We start from the raw sequence: 12,979 nt of genomic DNA, 5'->3' as shown, positions 1-12,979 counted from the left end.
AGAAAGAGGGATAGGGGATAATGGGGGAACTGTTTGGCTTGGATGCGGAAGTTGCCGGCGTGATTCTGCTGGCTTGCATGGCCTTAATTTTGGTTTTGTTTATTTTGGTTATTATCATTTCTGTGCGGCTGTCGAAGCTGCACAAGTTATACACACGAATGATGAACGGATCGTCGGCGGAAAATGTGGAGCAACTGATTGGCGAGATGCAAGAAGCCATTAACGCTCAAAAGGCTGAGTCCCAACAGACGTCAGCCCAGCTCGTATCAATTCGTGAAACGATGGCGAAAATGAAGTCCAAAGTCAGCATTCATCGATATAATGCTTTTAATGATCGCGGCAGTGATCTGAGCTTCTCGCTCGCGATATTGGATGATGAGCAAGACGGCATTGTTATGACAGTCATACATAGCAGAGAGCAAATGTACGTATATGGGAAGCCGGTAGAGAAAGGGCAATCTACGTATACGCTCAGCCCGGAGGAGAAAGAAGCGATTACTCAAACTTCACGTTCAAAGCAGGTGTAACACCGGATGAATATGTTTGAGCGCGCCGAATCGCCGCGTGTAGTGCTTCGCCAATGACGGTGGCCATGTTCATGACTAAGCTGAGCCGTGTATTTTGCAGAACGAAATATTCCATGAATCCGCCTACGTTGACGATGCCGGTGACGTGAATGTCGCCGACGGGCGGCAAGTCTTTGTTGACGCCGGCGCCAGGCTTGAGGGGACCGTGAGCGACTTGAATGCAGCCGACACTTGCAACTTGGCCTAAACAGGCGTCTACGGCGACGACGAAAGGATTGTCGAATTGCTCGCGAATTGTTTCCATCGTTTCCGTTAAATTCATCGCGTGCACAGGTTCATCGAGCGTTCCGAACAGATGGAGATTGCGCAGGGATGTGATGCGGTTCAGATGAGAGCCGACGAGGGGGCCCAAGGAATCGCCGGTGGAGCGATCGGTTCCAACACAGATAACAACGATAGGTTGATAGGATGGTAGTTTGCTGAAAATGGACTGCAGATGCTTGGCGAGCACATATGGTGTATCGGCATGTGTATGTTGAATCTTCAAGGGCTCCTGGGTTTCTTGCTTATCGCCGTCAAAACCAAATTGGAATTTCATGAGATCCCTCCAGGTTGTGAATCTTTTTTTACTAGTATATGGAGAGAGAGGGACATTTATACGTAGAAGAGAGGGATTACTTTGAAAGATTCGATCATGCTGATTGCCTTCGATTCTACGCAGCAGGCGCTTAGAGCAGAAATGCTGCTAGAGTATGCCGACATTGACATCGACATTCGCCCGACGCCGAAAGAGATTACAGCAGGCTGCGCGCTTTCGATTGAATTCCCCGGGGAGGACGTGCAGCAGGTTCAGGCGATTATCCGGTCGGAGCAGGTAGAGATTCGGGGAATCTATTTAAAACAAGAGGAAGGCTATGTTACCATAGACGAATAGAAAGGAGAGCGGTCTATGAAGCTGAAAACGCATCTTTTCCAAGATTTAATGACATGGCTCAAGGAGCATTTCGGAAATCCCGAGACGTTAATGACGCTGGTATGGATCGTTGTGAAAATTGTACTTATTTATATCATTGCTAGAATTTGCATCAAAATCGCCGACAAAACGATTTCTCATATGGTCGCTGCGAGAGAAAAATCTCCGCTGAAGTTTGATAAGCGCAGATCCGATACGATCGGCAAGCTCATTCATAATTTGATTGCCTACACCGTGAATCTGGTCGCGATTATGCTCATCCTGGGGCAGGTGGGGCTTAATCTGGGTCCGCTTCTAGCTGGGGCTGGTGTGCTCGGACTTGCGATCGGGTTTGGCGCACAGAGTTTGGTGAAAGATGTAATTACGGGCTTTTTCATTATATTCGAGGATCAGTTCGGTGTGGGCGATGTCATTCAAATCGATCAGTTCAAAGGCACGGTGGAGGAGATCGGCATTCGCGTGACGCGTATCAAGAGTTGGACCGGCGAGGTGCACATTATCCCGAACGGGAACATCAAGCAGGTAACGAACTTCTCGACCTACAACTCGATTGCGATTGTAGACGTTGCGATTTCCTACGAGTCGGACATTGATCGAACGCTGAGCGTTTTGAAGGAAGTCGTGGGGCACATTCATGAGCATACGAATAAAATCGTGAAGGAACCCGAAGTGCTGGGGGTACAAATGCTGGGCACCTCTGAGCTAAAAATTCGTGTAATCGCGGAATGCCTGCCGAATACGCAGGGTGAAGTTGGACGGATTATGAATGCGCAGATTAAAAAGCAGCTTGACGCCTACGGCATTGAAGTGCCTTATCCGCGGGTGGTCAACTATATGAAATCGGACAGAGGGGAGGGCGCTTAGTTGGACAAAAAGGAATATCAGCTCGGCGATATTGTGCAGATGAAGAAACCCCATCCGTGCGGAACGAATGAGATGGAAATTATCCGTATGGGGATGGATATTCGGATCAAATGCGTAGGCTGCAAGCACAGTGTCCTGGTGCCGAGAACGAAGTTCGAGAGCAAGCTGAAAAAGGTGCTGCGGAGCACGGCGAAGCCCGAGGGTGATACTGCGGACGAAGCCTAGAAAAAAGTTTGGACAACCACTTGCGAGAGACGGACTTTTTTGCTACAATAAGTCCTGTTCTCATTTTTCTTGGAAAGGTACCCAAGAGGCCCAAGGGGGCTGACTCGAAATCAGCTAGGCGTCGCGAGGCGTGCGTGGGTTCGAATCCCACTCTTTCCGTACTGATGATAAGAGAGCGAACAAGCCGTTAGTATCCGAATGGATGCTGGCGGCTTTTTTAAGTTTCGAAAGGCAATAGTTGTTTAGCGTTGCTCCCTTTTGGGGATATAAATAAGTGAAAGAGGTATCCTATTCTTTATGTTATGCAGGAAGGAGAATGTGAAAATGAAAGCATGGATCGTGATGGTCCTAGCCGCCGCGCTAGCCGCTTCTGGATGCTCCAAGAAGGGCGAAGAGCTCGCAGCCAGTCCAACACCGGGTGTGAGCGCACAGCCCTCCACAGGGGCTTCTGCTTCGCCTGGCGCGACGCCCAGCGCATCGCCGGGGGCAGCGGGTGGGGGAGGCGGCACATCCGCGGCGCCGACGGCGACAGCCGGCACCAATGCGGGCACGCCAACGGCCAAGCCTTCTCCGCTCACGAAGGAGCAGGTTGACAAGATCGCGATGACTGCGACGTACGATGATGTTGTGAAACAGACCGGGGCCAAAGGCACGTTGGTCAAGGACGAGAACGGGAAGAAGACGTACGAGTATGTGATTACGAACCAACCGGGGTACTACGCCGAGATTGTGTATTTCAGCGATGGAAAAATTTCCGAGAAGCGAGTTTATCAGAAGTAAGCTTCATTCGTCGGCGAGAGCATGGATAAAAAAAGCAGCGGACCTTTATAGGCCTGCTGCTTTTTTCTATAAATAAGAGGTAACCGTGTCGGCCCCTTTATCGATGATTTTGTCGCCGTTGCGCTCACCGTAATTGCCGAGCATGATGTTCTCGCCGCAGCGGTTGTCGGCGATGCGAATAGGCGCTTTGACGCTGTCGTTCACGCTGTTGTGGGCAATTTGATTGCGGTCGCAGTAGGAACCTGCGTCTTTGCCGGAAGTAGCCAGTGCGATGCCGTCAGCGGCGCTTTCATGAATGCTATTGTGGCGCAGCTGATTGGCGTAGCTGTTGACCAGGGATATGCCGGTACGACCGGCAGCCCGAAGGACATTATTCGCGATATGATTATGATGAGGGCGTTCTTTCTGGTTGGCGGCTTGTCCTTCCAAGGCGATCCCAACGTCTTCAATATTGTAAATTGTATTGCTCTGAATCTGGTTGTCCATGCAATAGCCCTGAAGGCGTATGCCGTAGGTGTAGCCAGTTTTGTTGGAAGGGTTCTTAAATTTCTCAATGAGATTGCCGGAAATCGTATTGAGCTCACAAGGTTTTTCATCCGGCTTTGCTGTAAGCAGGACACCGGATTGGTAACAGCCGGTCATGTTGTTATTCGCGATGAGGGAGCGGGTAGAGCCTTTGCTTAATGTGATGCAGGGCTGGAACAACATATTGAAGCGATTGCTTTCCAAATGATGTCGGCTCGCTTCGCTGCACCAAATCCCGAATCCTTGCGTGTCTATGTCAAGTGTGCCGATGAGGCTGTCGAATGTACAGTTGGTCACATAGACTTGATCGGAGAGGGAAGAGACGACGCCGTTGTCGATCTGGGAGAAAACGCAGTCCGTGATCTGCACGTCGACAGCCTGCTCCAGAGCGACGCCGCACTCCATACGCGGCATACTGTAGTTGTTGAAGGCACCGGTGCCCTGCAGGGCGAGCTTGCTGATCGTCACATGCTGCGCAGCCATGACGCTGATCAGCGCGAACTTGTTCATGGCCGCGCGAAGGATGCTGGAGCTGCCCGCGCCGAGCAGCGTCACGTTGGAGCGCGGACGCAGGGGCGTGCGCAAGAAGTACATGCCCGCGGGGATGTACACGATGCCGCCATAGGCCGCGGCCGTATCGATCGCGCTCTGGATGGCCGGCGCGTCGTCGAAGTCATAGCGTTGGCTGCCGCTGGCGCCAAAGTCTTTGACATTATACAGCGCTGTGTTGGCAGGCGCTTGTGCGTCTGCTTGCTTTGGTGCAGTAAGCAGCTCGCCGCCTGTGGCGATGGCGAGACCGGCGGCACCCAGCGCTGAAAGTAATTTTCTGCGGGATAGGGCCGACTTAGGAGCGGCTGTATCAGCCGATTCCATGGAAGCTAGCAGCGATGATTGGGGTGAAGTTTGCAAATCGGGTTGATCGTGAGAACGCGGATCCATGGTTAGCACCTCTTTTTCATAGAAACTGCCCTGAAATGGTAGATACCGTAAATTATAAGGCAATTCCGTTCAGGGGGGAAGCCGGAACCTATTGAGCAGTGGATCGCTCGTGTAAACGAAAAAAATGTAAATGCAGTTCGAAAGAAACGTCAACTTCGCCCGGCCGGCGATTGCTATAATAGGAGCAACGGAATGGAACTGCATGAATATGAATCCGGTTTACAAAGCCGATACCCTAGTTGACGAAAAGGAGTCCAACAAATGAAATTTGCGGCGTTCAGCGGTGTGTTAATTGACCACAGCATACAAGAGGCGATGCGGCTTACGAAGCAATTGGGCCTGGACGGCATCGAGATTACCGTCCGAGAGCACCATTTGTCGCCGAAGACGAGTAAAACCCAACTCAACGAATTACAAGCTTTATCCGAAGAGCTTCAACTTGCAATCCCCGTCCTGGCCACCTATACAGGCAGATTCTCAACGGCAAGCGATCAGGAAGCGTCCGCGACTTTTGACGACTTCCGGCGACTGTTGGAGACAGCCGACCAGTTAGGAGCCTCCATGCTGCGCGTATTGACAGGAGGGCCGAACGCATTTCTGGCGCAGGATTATCATTATGCGAAGACCGCTTATTGGCTGGAACGTTGCGCCGAAGAAGCGAAGGCCCATGACAAGGACGTGCTGGTGGAGTTGCATAACGAATCCCTTGTCGAGACCGCGGACGATGCGTTAAAGCTCCTCCGGCTCGTGAACAGCGAGCGGATCGGTTTTATTCACGATGCTGGCAACATGTACATCGCGGATACGGATTACGGTTATGAATCGGTGCGGAAGCTTGGCAAGCATTTGAAACACGTGCATGTCAAAGATGAGCGAAGAACTGCGGATGACAGAGAGCCGGGCGCTTTCATGAACAGAACCCACAGAGGCGTGGAAACGTTCGTACCCTGTCGATTGGGCGAGGGGGGCGCCGATCACGGTCCTTTATTTGAGGTGCTTAGGGAAAGTGGATACAACAACTGGGTGACATTGGAATGTCACACCCCAGAGTCCGGGATCGAGCGCCTAAAGCATGATTACCTTCATGTTCGTAAACTCGCTGTTGGCCGAGCATGACGAATATCCAAGCATCGAGGCTCCTTAGGGCCACGATGTTTTTTCTTATATAAGAAAACGTCATGTTTAATTTTGCTAGAATTGTTCAGCTTTTCGAATGTATACTGGGGAAAAACTAAAGTGGTTCGAAAGGGTGTACATGAAACGAATGGAATGGTTTTGGCAAGGAATTACCTTGATCAGAAACATGAAATTGCAAAGCAAACTGATGGTCGGGTACCTGCTGGCGTGCGTCATACCGCTGCTTGTTGTAAGCGTTAGCATCTATCGCCAATCGGCATCAGCCCTGGAAGATTCCTCGCAGGAATTCGCTGCATTATACACGTCTCAAACGGAATTATCCTTAAACAAGCTTATGGTCGAATATGACAAAATGACAAAGTCAGTATTGGTGGATAACGAGATGATCAATCGAATCGGCAAGGAGCATGAACCTACCATTGATGAGTTGGCTGCCCGTAATGAGTCGATTCAACGGGTATTGCTCCGTGTGGCGCTTCTTAAACCGGAAATTATCAGCCTGATGATGATCAGCCATGACGACACTGTCTACCAATACACGAATACGACGAATGTTATTGATGGTGCAACCTTATTAGCGCAACCCTGGTACCAACGTTCTCGCGTATCGGAAGAAACGTTCTTCATCACAGGTTTACATGACCGTTCCTATTACAGGGAAAAAAGGGAGGAAGCTGTCGTTACGGTAGGCAGAATTTTATTCCGTTCCGATGGCGCATACGCGGGGGTATTGCTAATTGATCTGGACCCTTCCACTTTGCTGGAATTGAACCCGGATTTCGACACGGCCCTAGATAAATATGGCATCAGTGTCATTATCAGCAATGCATTAGGAGAGACGGTCTATCATTCGGATGCTGCCAGCGGGCGGTTAACATGGAACGAAGTGCGGGAAACAGCAACGAACTATACGGAAGATGCCAGTAACGATGAACGGATTGTTGTTTCCGGCAGCACGCAATTAGGCCACTTAATTGTGAAGACGGAGATTCCTCGTGACAAGCTCCTTCAGAAAATCGGTAAAATCAAAGTGGTGACCGTGTCCGTTTTGCTGGCCGGCATTCTGATTCTGTCTGCCTTCTCCTTCGGTTTGAGTTATACCGTTACGCGCCCAATTAAGGCGCTGCGCAGGAGCATGAAACAAGCTGAAATCGGACACTACATGCCCATCGATAAGGTGCAGTCGAATGATGAAATCGGAAATTTGGTCCTCAGTTACAACAAAATGATTATCACCATCCGAGAATTGATTGAAGATGTCTATCTGGCCGAAATCAAACGACGGAAGGCCAAGTTTTTGGCACTGCAGAACCAAATTAACCCTCACATGCTGTATAACACGTTAGAGTCGATCCGAATGAAAGCATTGGTGAAAGAGGAAGAAGAAATCGCGAATATGATCAAAATTCTTGCCAAAATGTTCCGTCTCGCGCTGGGAAAGGAAGGGACTCGGCATTTGATCAAGCACGAATTGGCCTATACGCAAAATTATTTGCAGCTTCAAAACATTCGCTTTGACAACCAGTTCCAGCTGGAAATCGGGCTGCCAGAGGAAATGATGACATGCAGCATCATCCCGCTGGTATTCCAACCCATTGTCGAGAACAGTGTCAATCATGGGTTTCAAAACTATGGTCGTATGCTGCATATTCGAATTGAAGGAGAATGGGAGGAAGGGGATTCGATCCGAATCCGTATTTCGGATAACGGCGTCGGGATGCCGCCTGACAAATTGGAGGAGCTGCAAGCCATTTTGGAAGTCGCAAAGTCGGATAAATACAAGGTGGAGCAAGAAGATGAGTCCGCAGGTAAGGGACTTGGATTAAAGAATATAGCGGAGCGTATCAATCTGCATTATGGCGAGCGTTATGAATTAACTGTCCATTCGGACTTCGGAAGTGGAACGACGGTGGAAATATTCATCCCCAAACTCGAGGGTCAGGGAAAGGAATGATTGCCTTGTGAAGATATTTCTAATCGATGATGAAAAAGGGTTAGTGGAAGGGCTTACGAAATTAATCGGGCGCTATATCCCGGAGTGCGAAGTCGTAGGTCATGCCTACAACGGCGTCGAAGGCGCAGCGTTAATCATGGAGAACCAGCCGGACATCGTCCTGACGGATATTCGCATGCCGCAGGCGGATGGGTTGGACATGATTCAATCCTTGAAAAATCAGGGTTGTCGGTCTAAGTTCATCATTCTCAGCGGCTATGCTGATTTTGAATATGCTCGCAAAGGCATTCAATTAGGTGTTCAGTTTTATTTGAACAAGCCTGTAGAAGAGGATGAGCTGCGCGATTGTGTGTATCGGGTGATGGCTGCTATTCACGAGGAACGGGCCAAAGCTAGGGAAGTGGATACCCTTAAGCAGGAGGTCCACAGCCGTTTGATGGAAAGTCTACTACGGGATCTATTGGATGCAGGAGGCGACCCTTCCGATCACGAGGAGGAGCTGCTGCGACTAACCGGAATACCCCATGATAAAATGAAGTACGTGTGCGCGTTACTGGAGTTTGAACGCTACGCCTACGGTGCGCTGCCGTCGTCGAGTGCTTTTAAAGAATCCGAGTTGGAGCCCGTTTATTTGCAAATCGATCAGGTTTTAGAACAATATAACGGTGTATACCGATTCCGATATGCCCCTACGCAGCTTGCTGTCATGGTGATGCAAAGGGACAGCATGCTCACGATCGATGAACTGCATCATTCCTTTGATAGGTTAAAAGAAACGTTGCATCGTGAACAGAAACTCAATGTTACAATTGGTATCGGAACTGTTCAGGGATCCGCGGCTGGGATCAGCACTTCCTTCGAGGAAGCACGCCACGCCTTGAGCTATATGCTTATCAATGGAAAGGGGTCTGTGATCCCGTACTCGGAAGTGCTGCACGTGGTAAAACGTCGTCTACCTGTCCCAGAGGAGACCCTGGTCAAGTTGGAGAGCAATCTGGACAAAATGGATGAGCCTGGCTGCATTGCGGTTATCCAAGATATTTTCCGTCAAATGTCAGTCGAGCATGGATTGAGTCCAGCGGATTTTAAAATGCAGTGCCTGAACATTCTATTATCCAGCATCCGACAAATGTCGTTCCAGCCATGGCAAATGGACGATTTTTTGGGGCGCCACATTCCTTCGTTGGATGAAATGTCAAAGTTTCGCACACTCACCGAGCTGGAGGCGTGGATGATCGAGGTCGTCCGTGCGATATTGGCACTCAAGCAGGAGTTCAACATTCCGCAGAAAAAAGATGTGATCGCCGAAATCAAGGACTATGTCGCGGCGCACTACAGTGAATCCATCAGCTTGGCCGAGTTGTCGGCACGTTTTTTTCTCAATCCTTATTATTTGAGCCAGTTGTTTAAACAGAAAACAGGGGATACGTACCTGAATTATTTGGCACAGATCCGCGTCAATAAATCTAAAGAGTTATTAGAGAAAACGGATCTAAAAGTGTATGAGATTTGTGAGAAGGTTGGCTACACCGACACGCAATATTTCTCCAGGCTATTTGAGAAAATGACAGGCGTCAAGCCCAGCGAATATCGCAAAAATCTATATCGGTCCTGATCATAAGATTGTCCTTTCGACAGCATTTGGCGAAAGGGCTTTTTGTTTCCCTATAAAATGACCTAGCATAACCTTAAATTTGTCCCTTTGAGCGATTTTGGCACCGATAGTATAGTATTTGTAAGCGCGATCATTACCAAACCTCAGGAGGAAAACTAGGAGGTAAGACTATGTTTAATAGGCTATTGTCAATTGTAATTGGGCTATGCTTGTTGTTGTCGGGAGGCAACATGGCTTTAGCGGCAGCCCCGGCAAACTTCAAAGTTGTCGGTTATGTATTTTCAAATGCGGATGCCAATCAAGTTCCGTATGCAAAAGTAACGCATATTAATTATTCTTTTGCTCGTCCTACGGCAGACGGGGGATTTAATATTGATGAACCCCAGAATTTTGCGGCTATCGTCACAAAGGCACGTGCCGAAGGGAAAAAGATTTTTCTAGCGATTGGCGGCGGGCAGCAAGCAAGTACGAATAACTTCGCAACTTTCGCTGCAGTTCCCCAATACCGAACGGATTTTGTCAACAATTGTATGAATGTCATTAATCAGTATGGCTTAGATGGCATTGATATGGACTGGGAATTCCCGGCCGGCGGCGATAATCCGGCAAACTTTGCCGCGTTGATCAGTGAATTAGGCACGGCTATCCATAATGCCGGAAAGCAGCTTACTGCGGCAGTTAACGCATACGGCCCTAATGCAGATGTGATTCTGAGTTCAACCTTCAGCTATTTTGACTGGATTAATATTATGGCTTATGACAAGGGCTCGGATCCTGCCACGAAAGCCAATTATCAGGTGGCGACGACTGCCTTGAATTATTGGGCGGGTCGCGGGTTGCCGGCAAACAAAACAGTGTTGGGCGTACCTTTTTACAGCACACCAGGTCTTGTTGCGTACAAGCAGTTAGTTGCCAATGATCCAGATGCCCCAAATAAGGATATGACTACGTTCAACGGTCAAGTCGAATATTATAATGGCAAAGCTCAAATTACTTCCAAAACCAATCTTGCATTGAGCAAGGGCCTTGGAGGCATGATGGTCTGGGAATCCATGCAAGATACGACGGACGCCAGCACATCGCTGTACTCAGCTATGAATAATGCCATGGATGCCTATAATGGTATCGGTGTTGAGAAAGCAACCAGCTATCCGGTAACAGCAGATAGCTACGTAAGAGGTGGCATCTATGCAACTCAAAATTTTGGAATCGCAACGACAATTGAAGTAAAAGATGCCTCCGAGGATTTCCTGAGAGAGGGGTACGTGAAATTTACTGCAGCCGGCTTATCCAATGTATCCAGTGCAAAGCTTAGGATTTACGGAAATGCAGATTCGAGTGCAACTGTAAATGTCTATGGTGTTGATGAGACCAACTGGACGGAGACGGGAATTACTTACAATAATAAGCCATCTGTGTCCACGATGTTGTCTACCAATACGGTAACTTCTACACCCATGTATTATGAATTTGATGTAACCAATTGGATTCAAGCGAAAGCAAGCGCTGGAAATAGCGTATTTTCATTTGCATTAACAGGACCTCATACAACGCAGAATGTCGGCGTTCATTTCAACAGTAACGAGAATGCTTCCAACAAGCCGCAATTGGTCATTACATCGCCAGTGGCGGCAACCGGTGTGAGCTTGAACAAGGACACACTCGCCCTGACGGTCGGCGGGAAGGAGACGCTGACGGCGACGGTAGCGCCTGAGGATGCAACGAACAAAGGCGTGACGTGGACGTCCGAAAACGGGGCGGTTGCAACGATCGATGCGAAAGGTGTCGTAATGGCAGTTGCAGCAGGTACAGCAGTTGTTAAAGTTACAACGGCTGACGGCGGTTATACAGCAGCAGCAACTGTTACGGTGGCGGCAGCGCCGCTCGCCCAAGTGCCGAATGCGCCGACAGGATTGACGGCAACGGCGGCGGGCAAGACGAGCATCCAACTGAACTGGTCACCTGCGAATGACACGGTAAGCTATGCGGTCTATCGCGCGACCTCGCAGACGGGAACGTACACACAGATCAACAACGATCCTGTCTCCCAGACGACCTATACCGATACGGGTCTCACGAGCGGTACAAGTTATTACTATAAAGTAGCGGCAATCAATGCGGCCGGCAAGTCCGAATTATCCGCGATCGCATATGCGACGACTGAGAATTCGGGCACAAGCACGGGAGGCGGAAGCTACGGTAGCAGCAGCACAAGCAGCAATACGGACAACAACAACAGTGCGCAAGTAACGGGAAGCACGATTATCGTTAAGGCGACAACCGGCGCGAATGGTGCCATTCAGGCGACGCTAAAGGCTGAAGCGATGAAGCAGGCCGCAGCAGCCGCTTCGGACGGCAAGCTGAACATTCAGGTTCAATCGGATGGTTCTACGCCTGCCAAGACGCAAGTGACGCTTCCACTTCAAGATGCGCTCGCTTCAGGCAGCATTTCGCAAATCGCTTTGAGTGCCTCAGGCGCTACGCTGACCTTCTCAACGAATCCCTCCGACGGTCTGCTTCCGGCTGGGGCAAAGGAGATGTCGGTGAACATCTCGAAGGTCGATATCGCCACGCTTCCGGCCGGCGTACAAGCGCAAGTTGGCAGCCATCCCGTATTCGACTTCGATCTGACGGTGGACGGCACGAAAATCAGCCGTTTCGACAGCGCGGAATCGGTGATGGTCAGCGTCAAGTATGATCTGCAACCGGGCGAGAATGTGCATGAGATCGTCGTCTACTACATTGGCGACGATGGCAAACTTGCGATCGTCAAGAACGCGAAATACAACGCGACCAACGGAACGATCAGTTTCGCACCGCAGCACTTCAGCCGCTATGCGATTGGGTATAACCATGTAGGCTTAGGCGATTTGGGGCAGGCATCCTGGGCCAGAACGATGGTCGAATCGCTTGCCGCCCGAGAGATTGTTGCGGGAACAGGCACCGGCGTTTTCGAGCCGAACCGATCGATAACGAGAGCGGAATTTCTGAAGCTGCTGCTCGCTGCGCTCGATCTGAAAGCCGAGCGGGCGGCATCGAGCTTCAAGGACGTCTCGTCCGAGGCGTGGTACTACCAGACAGTCGCGACAGCTGAGAAGCTGGGTATCTTGAAGGGCAAAGAGGACGGCACGTTCGGCGCGAATGAAACGATTACGAGGGAAGACATGGCGGTCATGTTGTCCCGCGCGGCGGCGGCTGCAGGCGTGAAGCTTGGCGGAACGGGCATGTCCACGTCGTTCACAGACAGCGCAGTGATCGCGGCTTACGCGGCGGATTCGGTGAACGCTATGCAGCGGAGCGGTCTGATCGACGGCTTCACGGACGGTACGTTTGGACCGAAGCAGCAAACGACGCGCGCGCAAGCAGCGACGGTTATTTACAAGCTGCTAGATCAACATTAATAGGCCTGAAGCAAAGCAAGCCTCCGATTAGCCGGAGGC

General features: G+C 50.2%; 11 protein-coding genes and 1 tRNA gene. 10 read left to right on the top strand and 2 right to left on the bottom strand.

The features are described 5' to 3' along the window. The first annotated feature begins 20 nt into the window (after nucleotides 1-20). Entirely contained in the window at nucleotides 21-527 is a 507-nt protein-coding gene (locus EJQ19_RS22675; protein WP_126143519.1) for a DUF4446 family protein, read from the top strand. Here EJQ19_RS22675 and yyaC read toward each other — a convergent pair. Continuing rightward, on the bottom strand, nucleotides 496-1,125 hold the full coding sequence (yyaC, locus tag EJQ19_RS22670) for a spore protease YyaC (protein WP_126143518.1): 630 nt from the start codon (nucleotides 1,123-1,125) through the stop codon (nucleotides 496-498). The genes EJQ19_RS22675 and yyaC overlap by 32 nt on opposite strands. A gap of 96 nt (nucleotides 1,126-1,221) precedes the next feature. On the opposite strand from yyaC, the gene EJQ19_RS22665 reads away from it, so the two are divergent. The 5 genes from EJQ19_RS22665 (at nucleotide 1,222) to EJQ19_RS22645 (ending at nucleotide 3,369) form a co-directional block, all read left to right on the top strand. Next, the gene (locus EJQ19_RS22665; RefSeq protein ID WP_126143539.1) at nucleotides 1,222-1,461 is read left to right on the top strand and encodes a putative Se/S carrier protein; all 240 of its coding nucleotides are present in this window, start codon (nucleotides 1,222-1,224) and stop codon (nucleotides 1,459-1,461) included. A 15-nt stretch (nucleotides 1,462-1,476) separates the two neighbouring features. Beyond that, nucleotides 1,477-2,364 carry a mechanosensitive ion channel family protein gene (locus EJQ19_RS22660; protein WP_126143517.1) on the top strand — a complete coding sequence of 296 codons (888 nt, stop codon included), beginning with the start codon at nucleotides 1,477-1,479 and terminating at the stop codon, nucleotides 2,362-2,364. Then, nucleotides 2,365-2,589: a DUF951 domain-containing protein gene (locus tag EJQ19_RS22655; protein ID WP_126143516.1), complete on the top strand. Its 225-nt coding sequence runs from the start codon at nucleotides 2,365-2,367 to the stop codon at nucleotides 2,587-2,589. Nucleotides 2,590-2,660: 71 nt separating this feature from the next. Continuing rightward, nucleotides 2,661-2,748 (top strand) — tRNA-Ser (locus tag EJQ19_RS22650). A 165-nt stretch (nucleotides 2,749-2,913) separates the two neighbouring features. Continuing rightward, nucleotides 2,914-3,369 (top strand): hypothetical protein, encoded by a 456-nt coding sequence (locus tag EJQ19_RS22645; RefSeq protein WP_126143515.1) that lies wholly within the window; start codon nucleotides 2,914-2,916, stop codon nucleotides 3,367-3,369. A gap of 66 nt (nucleotides 3,370-3,435) precedes the next feature. Here EJQ19_RS22645 and EJQ19_RS22640 read toward each other — a convergent pair whose 3' ends face one another. After that, the gene (locus EJQ19_RS22640; RefSeq protein WP_126143514.1) at nucleotides 3,436-4,833 is read right to left on the bottom strand and encodes a right-handed parallel beta-helix repeat-containing protein; all 1,398 of its coding nucleotides are present in this window, start codon (nucleotides 4,831-4,833) and stop codon (nucleotides 3,436-3,438) included. A 261-nt stretch (nucleotides 4,834-5,094) separates the two neighbouring features. On the opposite strand from EJQ19_RS22640, the gene EJQ19_RS22635 reads away from it, so the two are divergent. The 4 genes from EJQ19_RS22635 (at nucleotide 5,095) to EJQ19_RS22620 (ending at nucleotide 12,940) form a co-directional block, all read left to right on the top strand. After that, nucleotides 5,095-5,949, top strand: coding sequence for a sugar phosphate isomerase/epimerase family protein (locus EJQ19_RS22635; protein ID WP_126143513.1), 855 nt, complete (start codon nucleotides 5,095-5,097; stop codon nucleotides 5,947-5,949). 148 nt (nucleotides 5,950-6,097) lie between these two features. Beyond that, complete coding sequence (locus EJQ19_RS22630) at nucleotides 6,098-7,924, top strand: sensor histidine kinase (protein WP_338143346.1); 1,827 nt, start codon at nucleotides 6,098-6,100, stop codon at nucleotides 7,922-7,924. A 7-nt stretch (nucleotides 7,925-7,931) separates the two neighbouring features. Then, nucleotides 7,932-9,539 (top strand): response regulator, encoded by a 1,608-nt coding sequence (locus tag EJQ19_RS22625; RefSeq protein ID WP_126143512.1) that lies wholly within the window; start codon nucleotides 7,932-7,934, stop codon nucleotides 9,537-9,539. Nucleotides 9,540-9,769: 230 nt separating this feature from the next. Then, a complete protein-coding gene (locus EJQ19_RS22620; protein WP_164716674.1) occupies nucleotides 9,770-12,940 on the top strand; it encodes a CBM96 family carbohydrate-binding protein in 3,171 nt (1,056 codons plus the stop codon). The last annotated feature ends 39 nt before the right edge of the window (nucleotides 12,941-12,979 follow it).

It is taken from the genome of Paenibacillus whitsoniae, from assembly GCF_003955665.1.
Lineage (GTDB): Bacteria > Bacillota > Bacilli > Paenibacillales > NBRC-103111 > Paenibacillus_E > Paenibacillus_E whitsoniae.
This window is presented reverse-complemented; position numbering and strand designations above follow the sequence as displayed.

Excerpts from the sequence above, each read along its gene's own strand:
- EJQ19_RS22675 (WP_126143519.1), top strand. The coding sequence starts at position 21 with ATGGGGGAACTGTTTGGCTTGGATGCGGAAGTTGCCGGCGTGATTCTG.
- yyaC (WP_126143518.1), bottom strand. The coding sequence starts at position 1,125 with ATGAAATTCCAATTTGGTTTTGACGGCGATAAGCAAGAAACCCAGGAG.
- EJQ19_RS22665 (WP_126143539.1), top strand. The coding sequence starts at position 1,222 with ATGCTGATTGCCTTCGATTCTACGCAGCAGGCGCTTAGAGCAGAAATG.
- EJQ19_RS22660 (WP_126143517.1), top strand. The coding sequence starts at position 1,477 with ATGAAGCTGAAAACGCATCTTTTCCAAGATTTAATGACATGGCTCAAG.
- EJQ19_RS22645 (WP_126143515.1), top strand. The coding sequence starts at position 2,914 with ATGAAAGCATGGATCGTGATGGTCCTAGCCGCCGCGCTAGCCGCTTCT.
- EJQ19_RS22640 (WP_126143514.1), bottom strand. The coding sequence starts at position 4,833 with ATGGATCCGCGTTCTCACGATCAACCCGATTTGCAAACTTCACCCCAA.
- EJQ19_RS22635 (WP_126143513.1), top strand. The coding sequence starts at position 5,095 with ATGAAATTTGCGGCGTTCAGCGGTGTGTTAATTGACCACAGCATACAA.
- EJQ19_RS22630 (WP_338143346.1), top strand. The coding sequence starts at position 6,098 with ATGGAATGGTTTTGGCAAGGAATTACCTTGATCAGAAACATGAAATTG.
- EJQ19_RS22620 (WP_164716674.1), top strand. The coding sequence starts at position 9,770 with ATGGCTTTAGCGGCAGCCCCGGCAAACTTCAAAGTTGTCGGTTATGTA.